Raw genomic sequence first — 25,300 nt, 5'->3', positions numbered from 1 at the left:
TCATGTCGTCGGCTCGACGCATCGCGTGCCGCTGCGCGGGCGGCGGTGACGCTGTGAACATCACGCGCCGGCGCGCGCGCGGAACGCGCGACGATACCGCTGCGGCGATGTGCCGACGACGCGCGCGAACCGCTCGCGAAACGCGGTGACCGAACCGAACCCGGCCTCCGTCGCGACGTGCTCGATCGACAGCTCCGTGACCTCCAGCAACTGCTGCGCATGCCGGACGCGCGCGGTCTGCAGCCATTGCCGCGGCGACGTGCCCGTCTGCTCCTGAAAACGCCGCGTCAGCGTGCGCACGCTCGTCGACGCCTTGCGGGCCATCGCGTCGAGCGTGAGCGGCTTGCGGAGGTTCGCCTGCAGCCAGTCCATCAGGTTTTGCAGTCCGTCGGTGGTGGCCGGCCATTCCGGCGCGATGAACTGCGCCTGTCCACCTTCCCGCACGCGCGGCGCCACCGCGCAGCGTGCGGCGTCGACGGCCACCGCCGCGCCGTAGTCGGCCTGGATCATGTGCAGGCACAGATCGAGGCCGGCCGCCGCGCCGGCCGACGTCAGTATCTGCCCGTTGTCGACGAACAGCACGTTCGGGTCGACCGTCACGCGCGGATAGCGGCGCGCGAGTTCGGCGGCCGCGAGCCAGTGCGTCGTCGCGCGCAGGCCGTCGAGCAGCCCGGCTTCCGCGAGCACGAACGCGCCGCTGCAGATCGACGCGATCCGGCAACCGCGCGCGGCTGCATCGCGCAGGGCGGCAATCGCACGGCGTGACGTGCGTGCGAGCGGCACCGACGTGCCGGGGACGACGATCGTATCGGCGTCGGCGAGCGCATCGAGACGAAACGGGGGCCGCAGTTCGAACAGGTCGCCGGCGACGCGCGGATGCTCGCTGCACACGCGCACGCGGTAGGCCTGTTCGACGCCGGGCGCACGCACGCGCGCGAACGTGTCGCATGCAACGCCCAGATCGAACGGGACGACATCGGGCAAGGCGAGCACGGCGACCGTATGCATGGCGTTCGAGGGTTTGGCCAGAATCCGTCTAAAGATGTCATTTTAGCCAATGGCTCGGGCGCGCACCACACGCGACAATCGCTGCAGACCCACCTGGAGGCACGCCGATGAAACAAGACGACCGCAATGCGTTGCGGAACCTGCAATACCTGTCGTTGCTGGAGGCGACCACGCTCGTCGTGCTGGTGTGCGTCGCCGTTCCGCCCAAGCATCTGGCCGGTTATCCGGTCGCGGTATCGATCATGGGCCCGATTCACGGCATCGCGTTCGCGCTGTACGTGTGGGCGGTCGTCGGCACCGCGTCGAGCGGGCTGTGGAGCAGGGGCGAAGTCGCGCGGCTCGTGCTGTCGGCCGTCGTGCCGTTTGCGGGGCTCGCGAGCGCCGGATGGATCGCACGCAGGCGGCACGCGCGATGATCTACCTGTTGCTCAAGGCCGTACATGTGATCGCCGTCGTCACGTTCGTCGGCGGGCTGCTGATGCTGTCGGTCGGCGTCCGTATCGCCAACCTCGCCGTGCATCGCGCGGTGCGGCGCTGGGATCGCGCGGTGACGGTGCCCGCGCTCGCGCTCGTCTGGATCACGGGCGTGGCGATCGCACTGAATGGGCACTGGTTCGGCGCGGCGTGGCTGTCGGTGAAGCTGGTGGTCGTCGCGGCGCTGTCGGCGCTGCACGGGATCCTGGCCGGCACGCTGCGGCGCATGGAGCGCGACGATCTCGTCGTCGCGCCCGCGTCGTGGCTCGGGCAGGCGGCGGGTGCGGTCGTGGTCGCGATGGGGATTGTCGTCGGGCTGGTCGTGATCAAGCCGTTCTGACGCGTTGCGACTAAGCCAGCGCCATCTCGACCGCCGCCAGCGTGCGTCGCCTGATCCAGCCGCTCCCCAGCCGGATCGCGAGCCAGTACGGCATGAACAGCCACCGCGTGCGTGCGGTCGGACAGTGGACGAAGGTTTCCGTGCGCAGCACGCGCGCGCCGGATGCGAGCCCGACGACCTCGAACCGGAGCACCAGCTTCGCATCGCGCGGGTCGTTGTGCTGCACGAACGCCGCTGCATCGGCGATCGCTCGCACGTCGGGCGCCGGGCGCCAGAAGCGTCCGACGAGGCCGAGCGACAGCGACGTGTCGTCGCGGCGAAGCAGCGTAAACGTGTCGAAGCCGAAGCGCGCGCGTTCGTTGCGGGCCGGTCCGTTGCGGAGCGTGCCGATGACCGACGCCGGGAATTCGCGCGCCCTCAGCAGCGCGTCGATGACCGGATCGGCGCGCATGTCGAGCGATGCGACGGTGTCGATGATGCGCGCGGGCGGCGCGCCGATCGGCTGCGATTCATGCACCTCGTGGAAGCCGAACGACGGAATGAACGGCGGCTTGCGCGCCGAGGTCCGGGTACTCGATTCGGAGACGATGCCGAGCGGGTTCATGGCGGCTCCTGAAGGCAAAACGCGATCGTAGCACCGGGCACGGATTCGCGTCGCGCCACTTCCGCATCAACAAAAAAAGCCTGGAAACTCGCGTTCCCAGGCTTGGAGACCATCAACGATGATGGTGGAGGAGACGTTGTCGTCCCGATGCGCGCCGCCCTTCTGCAGGCGACGTCGCGCATGACCCGCGGTCAGATTGCCCAGCCGCCCAGATAGAAGGTGACGAGCACGGCCGCGATGAGCACGGTACCGACGTTGAGCTTGCGGAATTCGCCGCTGGCGATGCGGCCGATCACGAGCGTCGAGAAGCCGAGCATGATGCCCGTCACGATGTTCGCGGTCAGCACGATGAACACGGCACACACGAGGCCCGACATCGCGTCGACCATGTCGTCCATGTGCAGTTTGCTCACGCTGCTGAGCATCAGCAGGCCGACGTACATCAGTGCCGGGGCCGTGGCGTACGACGGCACGAGGCCCGCGAGCGGCGAGAAGAACATCACGACGAGGAACAGCAGGCCGACCACGGCTGCCGCGAGGCCCGTCTTCGCGCCGGCGGCCACGCCGACGCTCGACTCGATGTAGGCCGCCGCCGGCGCGCCGCCGAGGAAACCGGAAAAGATCGAGCTGAGCGAATCGGCGGTCAGCGCGCGGCCGCCGTTGATGATGCGGCCGTTCTCGTCGAGCTGGCCGGCTTGTCCGGCAACCGCGCGGATCGTGCCGGTCGCGTCGAACACGGCGGTCATCACCAGCGCCAGCACGCTCGGCAGCACGGCCATCGACAGCGCGCCCTTGATGTCCATCGCGCCGATCAGCGACGCATGGCCCGGTGCGCTCAGCGACGGCAGCGCGAAGATGCCGTGGTACTTCACGGTCGGATCGAACACGAGGCCGAACACCGAGATCGCGATCACGACGAGCAGGATGCCGCCCGGCACGCGACGCTTCTCGAGGCCGAAGATCGCGGCGAGGCCGACGACCGACATGATGACCGGGAACGCGGTGATCTGGCCGAGCGAGACCGGCAGGCCGGCGCCCGGGTTCTTGATCACGAGGCCGACGTCGTTCGACGCGATCAGCAGCAGGAACAGGCCGATGCCGATGCCCGTGCCGTGCGCGACGCCCGCGGGCAGATTGCGCAGGATCCACGAGCGCACGCCGGTGACCGAGATGCCCGTGAACACGAGACCCATCAGGAACACGGCGCCGAGCGCGACCGTCGGATGCAGCCCCTTGCCGAGCACGAGGCCGAACGCGGTGAACGCGGTCAGCGAGATCGCGCAGCCGATCGCGATCGGCAGCTTCGCCCACAGGCCCATCAACAACGAACCGAACGCGGTGGTGAGGCAGACCGCGACGAACACGGCGCTCGTGTCGAAGCCGGCCTTGCCGAACATGCCGGGCACGACGAATACGGAATAGACCATCGCGAGGAAGGTGGTCACGCCCGCAACGATCTCGCGGCGCTGCGTGCTGCCGCGCGACGAAATGCCGAAGTACCGGTCGATGACTCCCTTGGTGCCAAAGTCAGTTTCTTCCGCGCCGACGCCGACCGTCGGCTGCACCGGGGTATCACTCATGAGCTTGCTCCTTTATCAGCATGCTGAAACGGCCCGTAGCGAACCGTCGTCAGGGTGTCTCGAATCTAGTTGGGATTGTCGGCAACGTCGTGGGGACGAATGACGCGTGATCCATGTCGTCATGCACGCATCGAAACGATCGCGAGTGTGTCGCGTCGTACGACGCGTGGTGTGGTCGACCCCGTCACGTGTGCTTTGCCGTAGCGAAGGTTAGGCGAACCGCCCATCACGTCCCATTGGGCGAAAAGCATGCAGCGCATGTCGCAGCGCTTATATCGGCGTGAAACGGGACTCCGTCGCGACGAAACGCGTGTATACGCCTAGTTGGAATCCGTTAAGGCGATTATTCGAATGCGGGATCGGCGGGCAGGGCAGGTGCGGGTGGGTCATCAAATATTACGAACTGCCTTCGATGCGGCTGTCGAGGCTGGTGGAAACGGCCGCGCATGCGGCGATTCTCCGGTGCGGGCAACCTGCATTCGGACGATCTCGCCGTCGCGCGTGCGCGGTTCTCGGGCCCGCGCCGGCCTCAATTGTGCGCGAGACGCTCGAGATATGCGCAGAACATGTCGGCCATGGCCGTCGAATACGCGTCGATTTCCGCCGGCGTGCGCTCGTGTTCCGAAAACGCCTTGCCGCCGGCGGTAAGCGTGGTGGTGATCAGGTCGCACGCGACGGCGAGCGTCGCGTCGGGCACTTCGGGCAGCGCCTCCCGCATGAACGCACGGAAGATGACGGTGCCCGCCGCCCTTATTTCCTGCGCCTCGGGCGCGTCGCGATAGAGCGGCGCGGCGTCGTCGAGCGCGATGCGCATCCGCGCCTCGTCGCATTCCGAACGAATGAACGCGTGGACGACCGTGCGCAGCCGCTCGGGCGGCGCTTGTCGAGCGTCCTCCAGCATGCCGCGCAGCATCTCGGCCGTCTGCCGCCATTCGTCGTGCTGGAGCCGGAACAGCACGGATGCCTTGTTCGGGAAGTACTGATACAGCGAGCCGACGCTCACGCCAGCCCGCTCGGCGACCCGCGCCATCGTGAAGCGCTGCGCGCCTTCGCTGGCCAAAACCTGAACAGCGGCCTGCAGCACGTCCTCGACGAGACGGGTCGAGCGGGCCTGCCGAGGCTGTTTGCGCGTGGCGATCCGGGGGTTTCGGCGGTCGGTCATGAGCGGTTTGCCAATGCGAATAGTAAAACCTGAATAGTTCGTCATATTCTAGTCGGGTGCAACGACGCACTCAACCCGATACCGGAGATACGCATGACTACCCTGACGCTCGACCCGCTGGCTTCGCTGCTGGCGCGCCTGTTCGACGAAGCCGACGCATCGTCGCCCGCGACGAACCCGGACTTTGCCGACCTGTCGCACGACGAGCACGCGCGGCTGATGCGCAGCAAGACCGACTACACCGATTTCTATGCGCGCCTGAAGGACTATCCGCTCGCCGTGTCGCGCGAGACGGGCACGCTGCTGTACATGCTCGCGCGCAGCGGCGGCGCGCGGGCGATCGTCGAATTCGGCACGTCGTTCGGCATTTCGACGCTGCATCTCGCGGCCGCGCTGCGCGACAACGGCGGTGGCCGGTTGATCACGAGCGAGTTCGAGCCGTCGAAGGTCGTGCGCGCGCGGGCGAACCTGGCCGCGGCCGGGCTCGCCGATCTCGTGGAGATTCGCGAGGGCGATGCGCTGCGCACGCTGGCGACCGATCTTCCGGAAACGGTCGACCTGCTGCTGCTCGACGGCGCGAAGGCGTTGTATCCGGAGATTCTCGCGCGGGTCGAACCGCGGCTCAGGCCGGGCGCGTTCGTCGTTGCCGACAACGCGGAATACAGCCCCGACTACCTCGCTTACGTGCGCGCGCCGGAAAACGGCTATCTGTCGGTGCCGTTCGGCGGCGATGTCGAGTTGTCGATGCGGATCGGCTGAGCGCGTTTTGTAGCCGGAACGATGGTGTCGACGATGTCACGCTTCCATTCACTAAAAATAGGAAAACTGAATAAATGGAGGCGGGACGGCAAGCGCCGGGACGGCACGCATTGCTTCGGACGCCGCGCGCGTTACTTCAGGAACACGTACCGCGCGAAGTACGGGAAACGGCCGACCGCATGCTCGGTCGTGCAGGTTGCTGCCGGCGGCGTGCCGCCCGACGTATCGAGCCGCTGCACGAAGCGCACGCCGGCCAGCGTGCCCGTTGCAGCGGGCGTCGCGGCGAGCAGCAACTGAGGAACGCTGCCCGAGCGCGCGCTCGGCGCTTCCGCGAGTTTCTTGCCGGTAATGCGGCTGCCGTCGAGCGCTTCCCACGACGGCCCCGCGCCGTGCCGGATGACGAGCGCGCCGTTGCCGTCGAACAGCATCGCTTCCGGGCGCTGGAATGCCCACGCGAGCCGGTGTTCGGCATCGTATTCGCATGCGTAGATCTGCACGCCGGTCGCGGTGGTCGACAGTACCGGCGTTGCCGGCTCGGGCGGCGCGAGATTGCCGGCGTCGTCCGCATAAGTCGGCGCGGCGAAGGCCGCGAAGGAAAGGCCGGCCGCGAGGGCCAGCAGCATGTCGCGTTTCGGGGAGCGGCTTGGCATGGCGGGGCATCCTTTCAGGTCGGGGGACGGTCGTGCGGCGTCGAACCCGTAAACCTTAGACGCCGATTGCGCAGGCTGCAATTCGGAAAGGACAATCGCGGCGATAGTCGCCGCGATCGCGATGGAACCGATGCGCGCGGCCGCTCGCCGCGGCGGTCGCGTGCAAGCGGCTCAGGACGCTCAGGCCGCGCCGGTCGGCGTCGGCGCGTGTGCGGCGATCAGGCGCTCGGCCTTCAGCGCGTCCCACAGTTCGGCCGGAATCGGCGCCGCGGCAAGCCGCAGGTTCTCGTCGATGCGATCGGGCCGGCTCGCGCCGGGGATCACGGCCGCGACGGCCGGATGCGCGAGCGAGAACTGCAGCGCCACCGCACGCACATCGACGCCGAAACGTTCGCTGACCTGCCGGATGCGTGCGACGCGGTCGAGCATGTCCTGCGTGGCCGGCTGGTATTCGAAGTGGGTGCCGCCGGCGAGCACGCCGGAGTTGTACGGACCGCCGACGATGATGCCGAGCCCGCGCGCGACGCTTGCCGGCATCAGTCGTTCGAGCGCGCCCGCATGGTCGAGCAGCGTGTAGCGGCCGGCCAGCAGGAAGCCGTCGGGATCCGAGCGTTCGAGCGCGAGCTCGCACGGCTCGATGCGGTTCACGCCGAGGCCCCAGCCCTTGATGACCTTCTCGTCGCGCAGGCGCGTGAGCGCCTTCGCCGCGCCCGACATCGCGACGTCGAACACGTCGAGCCAGCGTTCGCCGTGGAAGTCGATCGCCGGATCGTGGATCCACACGGTGTCGAGCCGGTCGGTGCGCAGCCGCGTGAGGCTCGCGTCGATCGAGCGCAGCGTGCCGTCCTCGCTGTAGTCGTAGACGATCTTGTTCGGCAGGCCATGGCGGAACAGGCCGCCCTTTTCGCCGAGATCGCGTTGCGACGCGTCCTCGTGTTCGTCGAGGACGAGCCGGCCGACCTTGGTGCCGAGCGAATAGGCGTCGCGCGGACGGCCGGCGAGCGCTTCGCCTAGGCGCAGCTCGGCGAGGCCGGCGCCGTACAGCGGCGCGGCGTCGAAGTAGCGGATGCCGCTTTCCCAAGCCGCGTCGACCGTGGCCAGTGCTTCTTCGTTCGGGATGTCGCGATACATGTTGCCCAGCGGCGCGGTGCCGAATCCCAGGCGGGAAGGGAGCGTGATTCTCATGTTGAAATCCTGTGGGTCGTTTACGCCGCGGCTTGCGCGAGCGTCGGATAGTCGGTCAGGCCTGACGCACCGCCGCCGAACAGCGTGTTGCGGTCGTGCGGCGTGAGCGCGGCCCCGGTGCGCAGGCGCTCGGGCAGGTCGGGGTTCGCGACGAACGGGCGGCCGAATGCGACGAGGTCGGCCCAGCCGGCGGCGATCGCGTCGCGCGCACGCTCGGCGGTGTATGCGCCGGCGTAGATCAGCACGCCCGGGTACGCGGCGCGCAGTTGCTGCTTGAATGCGACCGGCATCAGCGGGGCGTCGTCCCAGTCGGCTTCCGCGATGTGCAGGTAGCCGACGCCGAGTTCGCCGAGCAGCGTCGCGGCGGCGAGGTAGGTCGTTTCCGGATCGTCGTCGACGCAGCCGTTCAGCGTGGTCAGCGGCGCGAGGCGGACGCCGACGCGCGATGCGTCGCCGGTGCCTTCGATCAGCGCCTGCGCGACTTCGCGCAGGAAGCGCAGCCGGTTTTCCAGCGAGCCGCCGTACGCGTCGGTGCGCGTGTTCGCGTTCGAGTCGATGAACTGGTTCACGAGATAGCCGTTCGCGCCTTGCAGCTCGACGCCGTCGAAGCCGGCTTCGATCGCGTTGCGCGCGGCGGCGCGGTACTGATCGACGATCTCGCGGATTTCGTCGATCGTCAGCGCGCGCGGCTCGGACGCCTGTACGAAGCCCGGCGTGCTGCCGTCTTCACCGGCGACGAACACGTTCACGCCCTTCGCCTGGATCGGCGACGACGACACGGGTTGCCGGCCACCGAGCAGGCTCGTGTGGCTCAGCCGGCCGACGTGCCACAGCTGCGCGAAGATGCGGCCGTGCGCGGCGTGGACGGCGTCGGTTACCTTGCGCCAGCCGGCGACCTGCGACGGCGTGTGAATGCCGGGCGTCCATGCGTAGCCCTTGCCGAGCGGCGCGATATACGTGCCTTCGCTGACGATCAGGCCCGCGCTCGCGCGTTGCGCGTAATACGCGGCCATCAGGTCGTTGGCTTCATCGCCGGGCTGGGTGGCGCGGGAGCGCGTCATCGGCGGCATCACGATGCGGTTCGGCAGCGTCAGTGCGCCGAGTCGAAGCGGTTGAAACAGCGGGTCCTGGGTCATGATGAAATCCTGTCGGTGCCGCGGCCGGCTGGCCGCGGACGGTTCCAATGTCGAATGGCGGGCGGCGTGCTCAGTCCCACGTCGGCGCGAGGCCGGCCGGGTCGACTTCGCGGCCGTTGCGTTCGAGCGCGGCGATTTGCGCCATGTCTTCGTCGGTCAGGCGCAGCGTCTGCGCGAGCAGGTTGCTCGCGAGGTTCTCGCGCTTCGTCGACGACGGAATCACCGAATAGCCGAGCCCCAGCGCCCACGCGAGTGCGACCTGCGCGGGCGTCGCGTCATGACGTTGCGCGATTGCGCCGATCACCGGGTCGCCGAGCACCTTGCCGTATGCGAGCGTCATGTACGACGTCACGTGGATGCCTTCGCCGTTCAGGAACTCGACGAGCTTGCGGTTCTGCAGGTACGGGCTCAGTTCGATCTGGTTCGTCGCGATCGCGTCCTTGCCGACGGCCGCGATCGCTTGCTTCGTCAGTTCGATGTTGAAGTTCGAGATGCCGATCCGGCGCGTGAGGCCCTTCGCCTTCGCGTCGGCGAGCGCGGTCATGAACGTGTCGAGCGCGACGCCGTTGTCCGGGGCCGGCCAGTGGATCAGCGTCAGGTCGACATGATCGGTGCGCAGCTTGCGCAGGCTCTCTTCGAGGCTCGGCACGAGCTTGTCCGGCGCGTAGTTGTCGACCCAGATCTTGGTGGTCAGGAACAGGTCGTCGCGGCGTACGCCCGACGCGGCGATCGCTGCGCCGACTTCGGCCTCGTTGCCGTAGATCTGCGCGGTGTCGATCGCGCGGTAGCCGACGTCGAGGCCGTCGTGGACCGAGTCGATGACGACCTGGCCTTGCAGGCGGAAAGTGCCGAGGCCGAATGCGGGAATCTTGCTCATCGTGTGCTCCTGGGAGAGGGGGGCGGTTGCGGTATGTGAGTCATTCTGGCGCTTCAGACTGATGAGATAAACGCCGTTAGAGGTCAAAAATATTTGATCTGAAATCAAATATCGATCGTGACGCGGACCCGCTGCGGGCCGATGCCGGCTTCATGCCGAGCGTGCTTGCACGTTCGCGTTCGGATGGAATGCCGGCAGCACGTCCGCTGCGATCTCGGCCATCGTCTCGTCGAGCGGGCGACGGTTGCGGCGGAAATGCAGGCCGATGTGCCGCACGCCCGCGTCGCGCATCGCCGCGAGTTCTTCCGCCAGCGCGAGGCGTCCCGCGCGGGCGCCGAAGCGGTGCCGCTGCAACGGCTCGTGCGGGTCGTCCGCGAGGTCGAGGTGGATGAAGCTCACGTACGGCTTGCCGCCGGCCACGGCGCGCCAGTTCGCGGCGCGCTGCGCGTGGTCGGCCGGCGTGCCCGGATACGCGAGGCAGCCGTCCATGTGTGCGCCGATCCATGCGGGCGTCTGCTGCGCGAGGCCCGCGACGAATAGCGGCACCGGCGACCGGGCGACGGGCAGCACGTCGAGGCCGGGCGGCAGGTGAGCGCGCGCGCCGTCGCGCAGCAACGCGACCTGGTCGCGGAAGTTCGCGCCGCGCGACGCGAAATCGCGGCCGAACAGCGGATATTCGACGGGCCGGTCGCCGCTCGCGACGCCGAGCAGCAGGCGCCCACCGCTCAGTTCCTGGATCGTCGCGACCGATTTCAGCGTCAGCAGCGGCTCGCGCAGCGGCAGCACGACGGCCGCCGTGCCGAGCAGGATGTTGCGCGTGATGCCGGCGAGGTAGCCGAGATACGAGAACGTTTCGTACACCTGCGCGGCGTCGCCGAACGACGGGTCGTACACCGGTACGTCGCGCACCCAGAGTGCGCGGAAACCGAGCGTATCGGCCAGCTGCGCGAGCTCCGCGCGGATTTCCAGGTCGGGCACGCCGGGGCGGCGGCCGTCACGCTGACGCTTCGCGTCGCCGGCCGGCGACCAGTCGTTGTCGAGCGGCAGTTCGATGCCGACGCTGAAGCCGCCGTCGGCGAGTGTGTCGAGTGAAGTGGGCATGGTCGGGCTCCGTTCAGACTGCGCGCAGGCTGCCTTCGAGCCGGTGAAAATCGAGCGACGACGCGGTGAAGAACGCGCGCGACGTGCCGGCGGCGAAATCGTCGAGGTGCACGACCGTCGCGCGGTCGGCTTCCTGCCACGAGATCGCATAGGTCTCGCCGGCGACGTGCTGCCACGTGCACGCGACTTCGCCTTTCGCGCCGGCGTACGCGCCTTCGGTGATCTCGTAGCGCATGCGGCGGCCATCCTCGTCATACGCGTTGAGCGCGGTGAGGCCGTCGTAGCGAACTTCGAATGTCTTGCCCGCGAACGGCGGACGTCGGGTCGATGCGTTCATGCCGGTGAGCTCCTGCAAGTGGGTAGCGTTCAATGGGCGAGTTCGACGGGTTCGGCCGTGCGTGCTGGCAGCCCGTGGTGACGGTCGAGACGGCCGCTCAGTGCCGTGAGCGCGAACGCGCCGAGCGTGACGACGGCGGCGATCCACGGCGTGTGGCCGAGGCCGACGTTCGCGACGATCAGGCCGCCGAGCGACGAGCCGCCGGCAACGCCGAGGTTGAACGCGGCGATGTTGAAGCCCGACGCGACGTCGGTGGCGTCGGGCGCGAAGTGGCGTGCTTGCTTGACCACGTACACCTGCAGCCCCGGCACGTTGCCGAATGCGACCGCGCCCCACGCAAGCATCGTCAGCACTGCGAGCCATTTGACGTGGATCGTGAAGGTCAGCGCGAGCAGCACAATCGCGAGCAGCAGGAAGATCCGTTTGAGCGCCTTCACGGGGCCGACGGCATCCGCGAGCTTGCCGCCCCACACGTTGCCGAACGCAACCGACACGCCATAACCGACGAGCACGAGGCTGACTTGCGACGGCGTGAAGCCGGCGATCCGTTCGAGCAGCGGCGCCATGTACGTGAATGCGATCAGCGAGCCGCCGTAGCCGACGGCCGTCATCGCATAGACGAGCAGCAGGCGCGGCTGCGCGAGCACGCGGAGCTGGCGGGCGAGCGGCGCCGGTGGCGTTTGCGGCAGCCCGCGCGGCACGAAAATGACCGCGCCGACGAACGCGACGAGGCCGAACAGCGCGACGATCAGGAACGTCGCGCGCCAGCCGAAGTGCTGGCCGATGAAGGTGCCGAGCGGAATGCCGGCGACGAACGCGACGGTCATCCCGCTGAACATCGTCGCGATCGCGCTGGCCGCCTTGTCCTTCGGCACCAGCGTGGTCGCGATGATCGAGCCGACGGAGAAGAACACGCCGTGCGCGAGGCCGGTGAGGATGCGCGCGACGACCAGCGATTCGTAGCCGGGCGCTTGCCACGCGACGAGGTTGCCGACGGTGAACAGCGCCATCAGCGCGGCGAGCAGCGTCTTGCGCGGCACGCGGCCGGTGAGCGCGGTGAGGAGCGGCGCGCCGATGGCGACGCTCAGCGCGTACAGGCTGACGAGCAGGCCGGCCGACGGCAGGCCGACGCCGAGGTCGGCGCCGATCGTCGGAATCAGCCCGACGATCACGAACTCGGTGGTGCCGATGGCAAAGGCGCTGAGGGTCAGCGCAAGCAGGGCGAGGGGCATGGCGGGATCCAGGTTCCAGTGACGATGGATCGCAGTGTGGCGCCTTTACTTTTGCGGAAAAACTGGTCTATAAACCAAATTGTTTTGATTTCAGATCAACAATGAAAATCACGCTCGACGAACTCCAGGCCTTTGCCGCCGTGGTCGACACCGGCTCGATCACCGCTGCCGCGCAGCAGCTCGACGTCACCGTATCGGCGGCGAGCCGCACGCTCGCGCGGCTCGAGGAGAAGCTGAAGACCACGCTGCTGCGCCGGACCACGCGCCGGCTCGAACTGACCGAGGAAGGGCGCGCGTTCCTGCAGGATGCGCGCGCGATCATCGAATCGGTCGAGAACGCGGAGGAGCAGATGCTCGCACGGCGCGAGATGCCGTCGGGGCGCCTGCGCGTCGACGCCGCGACGCCGTTCATGCTGCACGTGATCGTGCCGCTCGTGCGCGGCTACCGCGAACGCTTCCCGAAAGTCGAGCTGGAGCTGAACAGCAACGAGGGCATCATCGACCTGCTGGAGCGGCGCACCGACGTCGCGATCCGGATCGGCCGGCTGAAGGATTCGACGCTGCACAGCCGGCGCATCGGCAACAGCCGGCTGCGCATCCTCGCGAGCCCCGCGTATGTCGAAGCGCACGGCCTGCCGCGCAAGGTCGAGGATCTCGACAAGCACACGCTGCTCGGCTTCACGCAGCCCGAATCGCTGAACGTGTGGCCGATCCTCGGCACCGACGGCGAGCCGTGCCGCATCGAGCCGGGCATCTGGTCGTCGAGCGGCGAGACGCTGCGGCAGCTCGCGCTGGACGGCGCGGGCATCGTCTGCCTGTCGGATTTCATGACCGCGCAGGATCGCGAAACGGGGCGGCTCGTGCAGGTGCTCGCGCGCCAGACGCTCGACGTCGAGCAGCCGATCCATGCGGTGTATTACCGCAATACCGCGATTTCGTCGCGGATCGCATCGTTCGTCGACTACATGATCGAGGTGCTCGGCGGCAGCAGCGGCAACGATGCGCCGGCGCGGCGCAAGGCCGCGTGGATGGGGCCGCGGTAGCGGCGGCAGACCTGCGTGGGAAGACGGGGCGGGCGCCGCCCCGGGTGGCCCGATCGGGCCGGCGTGCCGCGCGGGCGGCACGCCGTTTTGCTTGCGGTTACGCTTCTTCGGACCAGGACATGCCGTCGCGCGCGAGCAGCGCCGACGAGGCCGCGGGCCCGAACGTGCCGGCCGTGTACAGGCGCGGCCGATCGCCGAGCTGCTTCCAGCCGTCGAGGATCGGCTCTGCCCACGACCACGCGGCCTCGAGTTCGTCGCGGCGCATGAAGTGCGTGAGGCGGCCGCGGATCACGTCGATCAGCAGCCGTTCGTACGCTTCCGCGCGCCGCTCCGGAATCGCCTGCTGCAGGTCGAGGTTCAGGTTTACCGGCACCATGTTCATCCCGCTGCCCGGCTCCTTCGCGAGCATCTGCAGCTGGATCGACTCTTCCGGCTGGAGCTGGATCACGAGGCGGTTGCTGTAGTGGCGCGGGCCGGTCGGGATGATCGAGAACGGCATGTCCGCGAACTCGATCACGATTTCCGACTGGCGACGCTGCAGCCGCTTGCCCGTGCGCAGGAAGAACGGCACGTTCGCCCAGCGCCAGTTGTTGATGTGCGCGCGCAGCGCGACGAAGGTTTCCGCGCGGCTGTCCGCCGGCACGTTGTCTTCCTCGAGATAGCCCTTGACCGGCTGGCCGTCGACCGCGCCGGCCGTGTACTGGCCGCGCACCGTGTCGCGCGCGACGTCCGACACCGTCATCGGTCGCAGCGAGCGCAGCACCTTCAGCTTCTCGTCGCGCACCGCGTCCGGGTCGAGCGACACGGGCGGCTCCATCGCGACGATGCACAGCAGCTGCAGCAGGTGGTTCTGCACCATGTCGCGCAGCGCGCCGGTATGGTCGTAGAAGCCCGCGCGGCTGCCGACGCCGACCGTCTCCGCCACCGTGATCTGCACGCTGCGGATGCTCGGCGCCTGCCACAGCGGCCCGAAGATCGGGTTGCCGAAGCGCAGCACCATCAGGTTCTGCACGGTTTCCTTGCCGAGATAGTGGTCGATCCGATAGATCTGCGATTCCTCGAAGTGCTTGCCGACCGCGTCGTTGATCGCCTTCGCGGACGCGAGATCGTGGCCGAGCGGCTTTTCGAGGACGACGCGCGAGCGCGCGTCGACGAGGCGCGCGGCTGACAGGTTGTCGCAGATCGTCGTGAACAGCTCCGGCGACGTCGACAGGTAGAACACGCGAATGGCATCGCCACGCGCCGCTTCGGCGAGCCGCAGGTAGTCGTCCGGCGCGTTCACGTCGATCAGCACGTACTTGAACAGGTCGAGGAAACGGCTCCACGCTTCGGCGTCGAACGCCTTCTCGTCGATGAACGGGCGCGACTGCTCGTCCATGAACTTGCGATAGCCGTCGATGCCCCAGTCGCGGCGGCCGACGGCGATGATGCGCGTCTCGGGCGGAAGGTTGCAGTGCAGGTGCGCCATATACAGCGCGGGCAACAGCTTGCGGGCGGCCAGGTCGCCGCCGCCGCCGAAAATGATCATGTCGACGGGCCGGTCGGCCGCGGTCTGGGTAGGCTGATTCGTCATGGGAGGTTCGCGGTTTGAAACGGTGAACGTGAAACGAACGTCGAAGGCATCGGGCGCCGGCTGGCCGGCGCCGGTACGGCAAAACGCTAATAGTGCACGGTTTTGATGGATTGTGTATGCGTACCCCCGATGTGTAACAGGGCTTGCATCGTCCCGATCGTCTTGATTATGATTGAGCGCTCACTCATTAAAGGGATCGAACGTGGCCCGACCGCGCAGTCCCGACAAGCACGAAGCCATCCTCGCCGCCGCCGCCCGCGCGCTCGCCGAGGACGGCGCAACCGCGACGACCGCGCGCATCGCGCGGCTCGCCGGCGTGGCGGAGGGCACGGTGTTCACCTATTTCGAGACCAAGGACGCATTGCTGAACGCGCTGTACGTGAGCCTGAAGGCCGAGATGCGCGACGCGATGATGACCGGGTTTCCGGAAGGCGCGCCGGCCGAGCAGGCCGTGCGGCACGCGTGGAGCGGCTACGTGTCGTGGGGCGTCGAGAATCCGGACGGGCGGCGCGCGCTGCAGCAGCTCGGCGTGAGCGGGCGTATCGACGACGCGCATCGCGCGGCCGGGGCCGAAGGCTTCGGCACGATCCGCTCGCTGCTGCAGGAGCAGATCGTCGCGTCGCGCGGGCTGACGGCCGACGAAGCGCACGCGTTCTGCGCGGCGCTGTTTACGTCGATCGCGGAAACGGCGATGGAGTCGGTCGCGCGTGATCCGGCACGGGCCGATGCGTACCGGGAAGCCGGGTTTCGCGCGCTGTGGGCCGTGCTGCACGCGGTGTGAGCGGGTGGCGCTGGAGGGCGTGAAGCCCGGGTTGCCTGCGTAGCCGAACGATTTTGGCAGGGCGATGCATCGCGCGAGTCGCGTACGTATCGTCGTTATTAATGAGTGAGTAATCATTCATTTTGTATTTTCAAGGAGCAGCAAAATGTCGAAAGTCTGGCTGTTAACAGGGGCCGCGCGCGGCCTGGGGCGTGCGATTTCGGAAGCCGTGCTGGCGGCGGGCGACCGGCTGGTGGCCGGTGCGCGCGATACGTCACGGCTTGCCGACCTGGCCGAGCGTTACGGCGACCGCCTGTTGCCGATCGCGCTCGACGTCACCGACGAGGCGGCGGCCGCGCAGGCGGTGGCGGCGGCACGCGAAAGGTTCGGCCGCATCGACGTGCTGGTGAACAACGCGGGTTACGGCCATACGGCGCCGTTCGAGCAGATGGGCGCTGACGACTTCCGCGACCAGATCGAAACGAACCTGTTCGGCGTAGTCAACCTGACGCGCGCGGTGTTGCCGTCGATGCGCGCGCAGCGCTCGGGCCACATCTTCCAGGTGTCGTCGGTCGGCGGACGCACGTCGACGGCCGGCTTGTCCGCGTATCAGGCGGCGAAATGGGCGGTGGGCGGGTTCAGCGACGTGCTGTCGAAAGAGGTCGCGCCGTTCGGCGTGCGCGTCTGCACGCTCGAACCGGGCGGGATGCGGACCGACTGGGCCGCGCAGGCGAAGCGCGGCATCGACGGCATGCTGCCCGACTATCAGCCGTCGGTCGGGAAGATTCTCGAACTGCTCGGCGCATATGGCGGCCATGAGATCGGCGACCCGGTGCGGATCGCGAAGCTGATCGTCGAGCTGTCGCGTCGCGACGACGTGCCGATGCGCCTGCTGCTCGGCGGCGACGCGCTGTTCGTGTGCGAGCAGGCCGAAACGCAGCGCGCGGAAGAAGCGGCGCGGTGGCGCGATACGACGCTGTCCACGCAGTTTCCGGATGCGAAGCTGCCGGCCGGGCTGGATGCGTTGAAGCGCGTGTAGCGAGCGCGGCCATGCACCGCTCGTGCAGCGGCGCGGGCCGTGCGCGCCGTGCGTAACGGCAACTCTGATGCGAGCAGCCGGACAAGCGGATACCGGCCACCGTGACGGGGCGCGATACATGTCATCTCCGATTAGATCTGGATACGTTTTCTCGATTAGATGTGGATACTGTGTTGAAACGCTCATGTAGCACGGGCCTCCGTGGGTCAATGAACGTAAAGGAACTCGCCTTATTGGAGGAAGGCGGGTGGCCGATGAAGTGAAACTGGACTTTCAATTAGATGCGGAGACGGCACACGGAAGCCCGTCCGACGGGACATGCATAAAATGGGGCGAAGTGCTCCGTTTCGATCCGATCAAAGATGCGCCCCGCCGTCGCGGTACGGACGGGCCGGAGTTTATTTAGTGCGGAGGTAAGCTTCCTCGACATGCCGAGCGGCGGCTGCCAATGGATCGTCGTCGCCCCATTCATCCCCGACATCCCGTTCGAGGTGTGACGACGGCGTCGTTACCGAAGTGGTCGCTGGCAGGTTGTATGCCGCCCGCTGAACTTCGTCCAATGCGTGCTCACGAACTGCCGCGCCACCTTTCCTCGCTTGCGCTTTGCTTGCACCCACAGCGCCTGCGTAACTATTGCCGCGACCACGCTCGATTGCGTCGATTCGCTCCTGTTGCGTGGTTTTCAGTCGGCCAGAATGCTTCGCACGTGCCGTTTGAAGGTCATTTCTGAGAATATTTTCATCGCGAGTAGTAGCCTCAAGCTGTATCCAACTTCCTTCGCCGAAACGTCGCTTATCCTCGTCAATCATCTCGATTTCAAAGACCCTTTTGTCCGGCCCCCTGCAAAGGAGTGTTCGAGAGATCTGGACGGTGCGCTTGATTTCGACCGTCAGACGCCTCTTTATTGGATGCCTGGAGTGGGCTGTCGCAATTTCCACAAGCTCGGGAGAGCTATAGCGTACGTTCTTGTATCGAACGCGGCCTCGCCCGCAGGTCGCTTCATGCCACCGAAGGAATGCGTCGAATACCTCTTCGGGGGGCCACACTCGCGCAGCCTGACCACGACGAAGCTTTTGATAATAATCGTGGAGCTCAACTGGAGTTACTAGCTGCGCCATCGTTTGCGTGCGCAAGTGAGACCGATCGGACGTGAGATTGATGTTGTCGATGGCTTTTAGTAGCGCTCGCTCGAAGTTATCTAATGGCATGGGGGGGACGGGATCGTTCACGACGTTTGACGCGTTCCAAAACGCCGTGCTGCGCGGCACCTTTGAGTCGTGCGGAATGCCGCCGTCGAATAGAACTGCGCAACGGGGGTAACCGGGGTCCTGACCGGCATAGCGGCGCAAAGCGTCTTTGAGCGCATGCATCGTATGACGGACCTGGAGGCAAGGATTTTTCCGACGCTCGCCGGTGCGTCGTGCAGTCCAGTGTGCGTTGGTCAGGCCGCCCGCCACGGGCTGCAAGTAGTGTTCACTTCGATGACGAGCGTCGTAACCAACGTGCTGACCAGAATGTCGCATTCGCGCTCCTCACATCGAACGTTGAATAGCACGATGGCAGACTCTTCGCGCCGCTGCAGAATGTCGACAATCCTTGCAAGTACGCGTTGCTCGGCCGCGTCGGACGGTGCCTCTGGGTCGCCGCAGTAAACCTCAATGGTCATGCGCGATAATTAGTCAGATGGAATCGCAATTGGACCATGTTGGGCAAAATGCGACAAGGCAATCTTATACAGGCTTGGCCGACAGAAACAATACGCCGCCCCATGCCCCCAAATGGACTTGATCGCGGCAGTGATCGGGCCTCCAGGACGTTCAATGCACCGCGTGCTCCTTCATCGCGGCGTCGCGATATGCCTGCGATGCTGCACAATGACGGCATCGCGGATGGTATTCAACCGTCCGACCGCGCGATGTTGCTGCGGCGCATTGATTCGCTCGTCACGACAGGCCAAGCGAAGCACACGCGATCGCTGCGGGGGGGGGCAGTTACAGATTGACGCCGGCTTTCGTTAGCGCGAGCAGTGCGGATGTGAGGTACGGCGTGGCTTTGGCATCCCGAGACTGGCTATGCTTAAACGCATCTATCAGATCGGGTTGCAACGATTTCAGTTCTACGATCTTGCCTTCGGTGTACCGGATTTGAGACAACGTTTTTCGAAGCCAGTTGTCGAAGTCGGTCGTTTGAGCGAGTACTGCAACTAAACCCCGAAAGCGTTCAGCTTCCTGCTCGACCTTCTCCTTTCCGCTTCCCCGCGGCTTCACTCGACGCTCGATCTCGAGGATGTAGACAGTTTTCGCTTCGAAAGTCTTGGGAACAATGGCCTGTAGGCGGAGCACCAATATCCCACGTGGCGGTTCGATTTTGATGTCTTTGGAGACCCATTGCCGGATGGCCGGTGCAACGTCTTCCATATCTGCGAACGGCTGTAATGCGATGAGCTCCGGCAGATCATCACCCACGAAGCCGCGTTTGGCGTCGAGCCATTCAACGCTGAGCAGGTTACGGGGATGCTTGCCTTTGAGGCTTCGCAGCGCATTCCACATTTCGAGTAGCGTTCCGTGCGCTACCACCACGCGGTGCATCTCGGGCTTGTCGGTAGCGCCGTCAGTCGTCGGGTGCACGCTGGGGTAATTCGCCGCACTTGGCGGCACAATAATACTCGACTGTCGTTCATAGACGGTTGTGATGTCGCGTCCTGAACCCAAGGGGAACCAGGGAGTCGACGTCGTCCTTTTTTCGGGAGGGCCTCCGCCGAAATTGTGCTCTTCATCGAGCCCGCGTAATTTCAATCGAGACTCTGGCGACAACGTGAACCGCGGGCTTCCCTCGTACGCATCATTTGGGCTTTGTGCGTCTTCGTGGCGGCTCGTCTCGTCTTTCAGGATTCGCACCTCTGAGATGGGGTGACCGGCAGGGTCCTTCGTCAACTTCATTCGCAGGGCGAGAAAACTTTTACCCGGCCGTATCCAGATGCCTTCGGCGGAGACGGGGGCAGTCGTCGAGAACCACGGAGTCACCTGCGGGAAAAACAGTTCCTCCCCGTGGCTGGCCTGCACACATTGGTCAACGAGCGACTTTGCCGCCTGACGACCTTCGGGCGAGTGGAGAATGTGTCCAAGGAAGGACCGGTCTGCCTTCACCATTCGATCTGTTGGGCGGATGACCCATCTTCCCTCGGAGTTGGTTTCAGGAGTCGTGCTCGTGAGGAACAATTTGATGGCGTCCTCCCACGACTTGCTCGTGAGTGCTCGAGGGATGATCGCAGACGCGCCGTAACAACGAAGCAGGAATTCCAAGCACGGGACCATAAGAGTCCGGCCGTCGGGAAGGCTGAACTCGAGGAACCAGCTGCGCTCCTTCCGCTCGTCTTTAAGCGTCGGCCGATACTTACCGTAAAAAGGCGCCGGTCGGTCCGCCTGTACTTCCTGGACAGGCGAGAAGATGCGCCACCGATCAGGCGAGAAGTCGACCACCGCGCTCAACCTGTCGTATCGAATGTCCCCGACATGGCGACGGTTCTGCCAAACAGAGCCTACCTGGAGATCGCGCAAGTGCGCCAAAGATATCTTCGTGTGGAAAGGAGGATCTCCGTCGACATCTAGGCGCTGAAAAGAAACGGCGACCTTGCGGGTTTTTCCTTCCAGTTTTGAGTACATCCCCCCATACCCGAGGACTGCCAGTGGATAGCTCTTGTCCGGAATTCCCGGAATCTGGTCGGTGCTTACCGAGTGCCTGATCCATCTGTAACTCATGAAATACGTCCTCATATTGCGGTGTTGAAGCTGGCTCAATACGGCGAAAACGTTTTTTTCATCAGTGCGTGCTCGTTTGCAACCGTAAATCGAATAGGAGCCTGCGAGATATTTGGCGCTGATGCCTTTGTGAAAGAGTGTATCCGAGGGTGTCCCGCGTAAAACCGCCTTCGCAAACGTTTGGCTTGCAGATACAGCGATTTCGGTAAAAACGCCACATTTCGGTGGCCGGCCGTTGACATCGGTCAAGAATCGAAGATGGCTATGGGTTCGATAGTGTTGTACTAGATCTTGTGATAGATTGGATATCACATCAACATCTAGTCGATGTCGCATCTTTCGATCTGGGAGAGGGATGGGTAAAAATTGCCGCTTCTTTTGAGGCGCAGGTCCTCAAAGGCTTCCTAAGGATGGTCACCCATGGCAGCGCCGGAGATTACATTTTCCCCGTGGGCAACGGGGGATATGGCGCTCATCGAGCTATTGAACGGACAGACCATTCTTATTGCATTAATACGTGATGAGTTGCCTCGCTGAGGATTGCGGGCGCGTTCGCTATCTCGATCACACCGTCTTTACTGGCTCACATGATGAGCCGAGCGAATTTCAGACTTGTGCATTCGATCTCTCGACCGGTTGAACAACAAAAGAATCCTGGCCCAACGGTCGTTGATTGTTCGTATTCGCATGTTATAGCACCGCGTTCTGGTCTCCGCGATTGAGTCCAGGCAGCTAATTCATTGGGGTAGAACATATGGCAAGCAGGAATTGGAAGAAAGATCGCGCCCAAGAACGCATCCGCGGCTGGGTCAACCAGATCAGCAAGGTCGAGATCAAGGAATACCATCGCGACACGGATCTGACCGGGCTCGGCAACGGTGTCGCCTATCGCATCGACGGCGTACACCTGTATGTCGACATTCTCAACATTAACGAGATGCTCGGGGTCACGGACTCAGAGGGTGTGCGGGCGCACAGCCGCACGCTGCGCTTCCTGGACCGGCACTACCGGGCGGTGCGCGACATCTTGAAGGACGTCGACGCGATCCAGGTTGACTTTCACAATCAGCGGCTTCACGCCGTCGTTGCCAAGCCGTACGGCGACGAGGCTGGCCGAATCCATAAAGCGGTCGCGACGGCGCAACTGATCATCGACGTACTCGCGCGCACGGGAGAAAACAGCGAGGACCCGCTGCCGGCGGCCAAGGTGAGGGCCGGAATCGACTCAGGCAAGGCACTAGCCGTCAACAATGGGCGTCGCGGCAACCGCGAGCCGCTCTTCTTGGGCGAGCCGGCCAACCTGGCCGCCAAGCGCTCGGGCGGTGGCGCCGACCCCGGCATTTACATGACCAACACCGCGCGTGAGGTCGTGGGCTGGAGCGCGGTCAAGGATGAGGACAAGGCGGCGTTGACCAAGGCACAGATCGAGCAGTCCGAGGATGAAGCGGATCTCGAAGTCACTGCTGATGACGTGGTCGAGGACTGGGAAGATGGCCTCGCCAACCAGCCGCTCGGCTCGTTTGAGTTCACGCGCCACACGCCGCCGTTCGCCGACCTCGACTTGGAAACACTGACCCCGGCGAATTCGCGACGCCAGGAGTCGACTTCCATCTACGCTGACATCGACGGCTTTACGGCCTACGTGTCGGACAGGATCGATGACGACGAATCGGCCAAAGATGTCGTCCGGGCGCTGCATGTGCTGCGAGCCGAACTCGACGCCGTCCTCCACGCCGACTTCGCCGGCCGCAAGATCCGATTTATCGGCGACTGCGTTCATGGCGTGCTAATCGAAGGGACGTCCCAGACCACCGACGACACTGAGACGGCCAAAAACGCCATGCTGTGCGCGGCCGCTATGCGTAGCAGCTTCGAGGAGGCGATTACCATCCTCGAGGAAGAAGGCATCGACACCGGCGATCTCGGCATCCAGATCGGTCTGGAGCACGGTCCGACGGCAATCACCCGGCTCGGGTACAAGGGCGAGCGGATCCGTTGCTGCATCAGCCGCGCGGTACTGCGCTCCGAAGATGAGCAGCGGCGTTGCAAGGGCAACGAAACTGCGATTGGCCCGGCTACATACAAGTATGCGCCTGAAGCATTCCGCACGTTGTTCGGTGACAGCCGGATCCGGGAGGATTTCGACTACGACGAAGCGACCGACGCGCTCGCTGGCAAGACCACCAGCCAGAAGGCTGCTTCGTCGTCGTCGCTTGCCGCCACGTTGTCGTCCGCCCAGCCGAGCCGGCTCGGTCGCGCGCCAGCATCGGCCGCTGCGGTATTCACGCTGCCAGCTCAGGCCGCAGGCCCCACTAATCCCAACAAGGTTCCGGCGGGGTTCGCCTAATGTGGTGGTTCATCACCGATCAGGCTCGTCTCCTGACCGAGCGGGCGGCGATCGACGAGCTCGTCGCCGAAGGGATCGGCGTCGAGAACGCTCGATGGGGTGTATCGGGTTCCAACCTTGCCTTGAAGGTGGACGTGGATCTGCGGATCGCCGACAAGGTTCGCACGGTCACCATGATTTACCCACTGATTTTCCCGAACGCGCCGCCGGTCGTGCGCCCCATCGGGGAGACCAAAGATTGGGGCTCTCACCAGTACCTCGTCAGTGGCGATCTATGCCTTGAGTACCGCGCGGACAATTGGCATCCGGACCTGAGCGGCGCCGTAATGCTGCGCAGTGCGCTGAAACTGATGGCCGCCGACCTGGGCATTACCCACACGTCAGGATGGGCGTTGCCGTCGGCGCACCACGTGACGGACGGTCAGCAAATTCGCGGGAACTGGTGCCGGATGAATATGACTGCTGCGGGCCAAGACAAGCTAGCTAGCGTTGCCGGAACCCAACCGATCAAATTACACCGGTCCTGGGGCCCGCGGAGCGTGATGGTCACGCTCACCAATGTTACAGAGCTGAACGGCACGCAATGGGGAGATCCGACGGTGCCAACGGCGTTGGTTGAGGACGCCGCTCTGGACGGGCTAGCAATCACCGTAGCTGCGGACGATGCACGCCTGAAAGCCATCGATAGCTTTCTCAAGGACGGGTCGAACAGTAGTGTCTTCTGGAGCATGTTCGTCGCGGAATCCATCTCCGACAACAAAGATCGATGCCTCATGCTCGTGATGCCGACGGAGGTGCGCGCTTTCTACGTTCGGTCTGATGACAGAAGGCCATTCGAGTTCGCACTAGTTCTTCCTGACTCGGGCAACCGCCTCCCAACCCGCAACGCTGGCCTGGCCGACAAGACGTTCGCCATCGTTGGGTGTGGTTCCCTCGGCTCTAAGGTAGCTACGTCCCTAGCGCGTAGCGGTGCGCGCAAGTTCATTCTGATCGACGCCGACGTCCTGAAGCTCGAGAACCTTGTTCGCAACGACCTTGATGCTACACAAGCGGGTGAATCGAAGGCGCATGCCGTCGGCGAGCGCCTGACGCGCGTGGCAGCAGGCGTCGACGTAAAGGTGCACAACTTCCTGCTGGGCGGCCAGGAGTCCGGTAGCAAGGACGACGCGCTGGTACGGGAGATTGCCAATGCGGATGTCATCGTCGAGGCCACGGGCAACCACGATGTCTTCAACTACGCCGCGGCGGCAGCCAGGCTCAATCAGAAGACGATGTGCTGGGCACGCGTCTTTGCTGGCGGCTACGGTGGCTTGATCGCCCGCGCACGCCCTGGGCTAGATCCAAACCCGTTCGACGCGCGGGCGATGATCGACCAGTGGTGCGCCCAGCCAGATTTCCCCGAGCCTCCGCAGCCAGAGAAGGATTATGCGTCGCGGCCAGAGGATGGGCCGCCGATGGTTGCTGACGATGCAGACGTGTCGGCCATCGCGGCACATTTCGCTCGCCTGGTCATCGATTCCGCCATCGCCGGCGACAGCTCCGAGTTCGAGTGCTCGGCCTACATGATCGGGCTACGCAGGGAGTGGATCTTCGAGCAGCCCTTCGATACGTGGCCGATCGACCTCGGTTCTGGTCTTTGGACGGACCCCGTTGATGTCGACCCCGAAGTGAGTGCCGAGGGCAATAAAGCGCTGCTCGAAATATTTAACGCGGTAGCGCGGGGTGAAGCCAATGATTGAAGTTCAATTGGCGCCGGAATGTGCCGTCAAGCTACTGCAGGAACTTCGGCGCGCGCGAACCGATGAAATTGGCGGCGTGTTGGCAACCGAGCGCGTTGCCGACCGCGTCTTTCGTATCGTTGACCTGTCTGTTCAGCGTAAGGGGGGATCTTTCGCGGCGTTCTCGCGAGACGCCAGCCTCCATAAGCGCTTCATGCGTCGATTCCATGACCTGACCGGGCACCAATACGAGAGATTCAACTATCTCGGTGAGTGGCACTCACACCCGAGTTTTCCGGCGCTGCCAAGTCCGAAGGACGTCCGCACGATGCATTCGTTGCTCGAGGCGCCGGATCAGGTGGCCAACTTCCTTGTATTGCTGATTGTCAAGCGATCGACTATCGGCAAGCTCGAAGCATCTGCACATGCCTTCGCACGTGACCTCGCACCGATGCGCGTGCCGTTGACCATGTTTGGGCAAAACGACGCGCTCACCGAGGTGACCGCTTCTCCTCGGTTATCGCTGCGCAAGAGACTTGCTATGCGTGCAGAAAGTGGCCGTTCTTCATCACGACGTTAGGCATACCTAATCCACGACTTCGCAAAGTAAAGGAGAC

Annotated in this window: 23 protein-coding genes; 9 read left to right on the top strand and 14 right to left on the bottom strand. The window is 64.9% G+C overall.

The window, feature by feature from the left end; genetic code table 11:
* Positions 1 to 60: 60 nt before the first annotated feature.
* Complete coding sequence (locus VL15_RS12920; RefSeq protein ID WP_048245943.1) at positions 61 to 1,008, bottom strand: GlxA family transcriptional regulator; 948 nt, start codon at positions 1,006 to 1,008, stop codon at positions 61 to 63.
* 107 nt (positions 1,009 to 1,115) lie between these two features.
* On the opposite strand from VL15_RS12920, the gene VL15_RS12915 reads away from it, so the two are divergent.
* Both VL15_RS12915 and VL15_RS12910 read left to right on the top strand, forming a co-directional pair.
* The gene (locus tag VL15_RS12915; RefSeq protein ID WP_048245942.1) at positions 1,116 to 1,424 is read left to right on the top strand and encodes a DUF3817 domain-containing protein; all 309 of its coding nucleotides are present in this window, start codon (positions 1,116 to 1,118) and stop codon (positions 1,422 to 1,424) included.
* A complete protein-coding gene (locus VL15_RS12910) occupies positions 1,421 to 1,822 on the top strand; it encodes a CopD family protein (protein WP_048246217.1) in 402 nt (133 codons plus the stop codon). The genes VL15_RS12915 and VL15_RS12910 overlap by 4 nt, the downstream gene beginning before the upstream one ends.
* A 10-nt stretch (positions 1,823 to 1,832) precedes the next feature.
* Here VL15_RS12910 and VL15_RS12905 read toward each other — a convergent pair whose 3' ends face one another.
* From VL15_RS12905 to VL15_RS12895, 3 genes are all read right to left on the bottom strand, one after another.
* Positions 1,833 to 2,426 (bottom strand): hypothetical protein, encoded by a 594-nt coding sequence (locus tag VL15_RS12905; RefSeq protein WP_048245941.1) that lies wholly within the window; start codon positions 2,424 to 2,426, stop codon positions 1,833 to 1,835.
* A 191-nt stretch (positions 2,427 to 2,617) separates the two neighbouring features.
* Positions 2,618 to 4,006: an NCS2 family permease gene (locus tag VL15_RS12900; protein WP_048245939.1), complete on the bottom strand. Its 1,389-nt coding sequence runs from the start codon at positions 4,004 to 4,006 to the stop codon at positions 2,618 to 2,620.
* Positions 4,007 to 4,535: 529 nt separating this feature from the next.
* Positions 4,536 to 5,213: a TetR family transcriptional regulator gene (locus VL15_RS12895; protein WP_048245938.1), complete on the bottom strand. Its 678-nt coding sequence runs from the start codon at positions 5,211 to 5,213 to the stop codon at positions 4,536 to 4,538.
* 48 nt (positions 5,214 to 5,261) lie between these two features.
* On the opposite strand from VL15_RS12895, the gene VL15_RS12890 reads away from it, so the two are divergent.
* Positions 5,262 to 5,927 carry an O-methyltransferase gene (locus VL15_RS12890; protein ID WP_048245937.1) on the top strand — a complete coding sequence of 222 codons (666 nt, stop codon included), beginning with the start codon at positions 5,262 to 5,264 and terminating at the stop codon, positions 5,925 to 5,927.
* 131 nt (positions 5,928 to 6,058) lie between these two features.
* Here the strand turns inward: VL15_RS12890 and VL15_RS12885 are convergent, their stop codons facing one another.
* The 7 genes from VL15_RS12885 to VL15_RS12855 all read right to left on the bottom strand — a co-directional run bounded on the left by VL15_RS12885 (position 6,059) and on the right by VL15_RS12855 (position 12,445).
* Positions 6,059 to 6,577: a DUF3455 domain-containing protein gene (locus VL15_RS12885; RefSeq protein ID WP_048245936.1), complete on the bottom strand. Its 519-nt coding sequence runs from the start codon at positions 6,575 to 6,577 to the stop codon at positions 6,059 to 6,061.
* A gap of 180 nt (positions 6,578 to 6,757) precedes the next feature.
* Positions 6,758 to 7,762, bottom strand: a complete 1,005-nt coding sequence (locus tag VL15_RS12880) for an aldo/keto reductase (protein WP_048245935.1) — start codon at positions 7,760 to 7,762, stop codon at positions 6,758 to 6,760.
* A 20-nt stretch (positions 7,763 to 7,782) separates the two neighbouring features.
* On the bottom strand, positions 7,783 to 8,898 hold the full coding sequence (locus VL15_RS12875) for an alkene reductase (RefSeq protein WP_048245934.1): 1,116 nt from the start codon (positions 8,896 to 8,898) through the stop codon (positions 7,783 to 7,785).
* Positions 8,899 to 8,968: 70 nt separating this feature from the next.
* Entirely contained in the window at positions 8,969 to 9,775 is an 807-nt protein-coding gene (gene dkgB, locus VL15_RS12870; RefSeq protein WP_048245933.1) for a 2,5-didehydrogluconate reductase DkgB, read from the bottom strand.
* A 150-nt stretch (positions 9,776 to 9,925) separates the two neighbouring features.
* Positions 9,926 to 10,876 carry a TIGR03571 family LLM class oxidoreductase gene (locus VL15_RS12865; protein ID WP_048245932.1) on the bottom strand — a complete coding sequence of 317 codons (951 nt, stop codon included), beginning with the start codon at positions 10,874 to 10,876 and terminating at the stop codon, positions 9,926 to 9,928.
* Positions 10,877 to 10,889: 13 nt separating this feature from the next.
* Positions 10,890 to 11,213, bottom strand: coding sequence for a MoaF-related domain-containing protein (locus tag VL15_RS12860; protein ID WP_048246216.1), 324 nt, complete (start codon positions 11,211 to 11,213; stop codon positions 10,890 to 10,892).
* A gap of 29 nt (positions 11,214 to 11,242) precedes the next feature.
* Positions 11,243 to 12,445, bottom strand: coding sequence for an MFS transporter (locus VL15_RS12855; protein ID WP_048245931.1), 1,203 nt, complete (start codon positions 12,443 to 12,445; stop codon positions 11,243 to 11,245).
* A gap of 101 nt (positions 12,446 to 12,546) precedes the next feature.
* Between VL15_RS12855 and VL15_RS12850 the strand changes: the two genes are divergently transcribed.
* Positions 12,547 to 13,488, top strand: a complete 942-nt coding sequence (locus tag VL15_RS12850) for a LysR family transcriptional regulator (RefSeq protein WP_048245930.1) — start codon at positions 12,547 to 12,549, stop codon at positions 13,486 to 13,488.
* A gap of 97 nt (positions 13,489 to 13,585) precedes the next feature.
* Here VL15_RS12850 and zwf read toward each other — a convergent pair whose 3' ends face one another.
* Entirely contained in the window at positions 13,586 to 15,061 is a 1,476-nt protein-coding gene (gene zwf / locus VL15_RS12845) for a glucose-6-phosphate dehydrogenase (RefSeq protein ID WP_048245929.1), read from the bottom strand.
* Between the two features lie 202 nt (positions 15,062 to 15,263).
* Here zwf and VL15_RS12840 point away from each other — a divergent pair, with 202 nt between their 5' ends.
* Positions 15,264 to 15,842 (top strand): TetR/AcrR family transcriptional regulator, encoded by a 579-nt coding sequence (locus tag VL15_RS12840; protein ID WP_048245928.1) that lies wholly within the window; start codon positions 15,264 to 15,266, stop codon positions 15,840 to 15,842.
* Positions 15,843 to 15,987: 145 nt separating this feature from the next.
* Positions 15,988 to 16,860 carry an SDR family NAD(P)-dependent oxidoreductase gene (locus VL15_RS12835; RefSeq protein WP_048245927.1) on the top strand — a complete coding sequence of 291 codons (873 nt, stop codon included), beginning with the start codon at positions 15,988 to 15,990 and terminating at the stop codon, positions 16,858 to 16,860.
* 398 nt (positions 16,861 to 17,258) lie between these two features.
* Here the strand turns inward: VL15_RS12835 and VL15_RS39960 are convergent, their stop codons facing one another.
* Positions 17,259 to 18,383: a hypothetical protein gene (locus VL15_RS39960; RefSeq protein ID WP_230684437.1), complete on the bottom strand. Its 1,125-nt coding sequence runs from the start codon at positions 18,381 to 18,383 to the stop codon at positions 17,259 to 17,261.
* Positions 18,384 to 18,851: 468 nt separating this feature from the next.
* A complete protein-coding gene (locus VL15_RS12820) occupies positions 18,852 to 20,867 on the bottom strand; it encodes a hypothetical protein (protein ID WP_155420198.1) in 2,016 nt (671 codons plus the stop codon).
* Between the two features lie 505 nt (positions 20,868 to 21,372).
* On the opposite strand from VL15_RS12820, the gene VL15_RS12815 reads away from it, so the two are divergent.
* From VL15_RS12815 to VL15_RS12805, 3 genes are read left to right on the top strand one after another with little or no spacing between them, the layout of a single operon-like run.
* A complete protein-coding gene (locus tag VL15_RS12815) occupies positions 21,373 to 22,965 on the top strand; it encodes an adenylate/guanylate cyclase domain-containing protein (protein WP_048245923.1) in 1,593 nt (530 codons plus the stop codon).
* Positions 22,965 to 24,704: a ThiF family adenylyltransferase gene (locus VL15_RS12810; protein ID WP_048245922.1), complete on the top strand. Its 1,740-nt coding sequence runs from the start codon at positions 22,965 to 22,967 to the stop codon at positions 24,702 to 24,704. The genes VL15_RS12815 and VL15_RS12810 overlap by 1 nt, the downstream gene beginning before the upstream one ends.
* Positions 24,697 to 25,263, top strand: a complete 567-nt coding sequence (locus tag VL15_RS12805) for a Mov34/MPN/PAD-1 family protein (RefSeq protein WP_053077631.1) — start codon at positions 24,697 to 24,699, stop codon at positions 25,261 to 25,263. The genes VL15_RS12810 and VL15_RS12805 overlap by 8 nt, the downstream gene beginning before the upstream one ends.
* Positions 25,264 to 25,300: the final 37 nt, after the last annotated feature.

The organism is Burkholderia cepacia, from assembly GCF_001039005.1.
GTDB lineage: Bacteria > Pseudomonadota > Gammaproteobacteria > Burkholderiales > Burkholderiaceae > Burkholderia > Burkholderia theae.
This window is presented reverse-complemented; position numbering and strand designations above follow the sequence as displayed.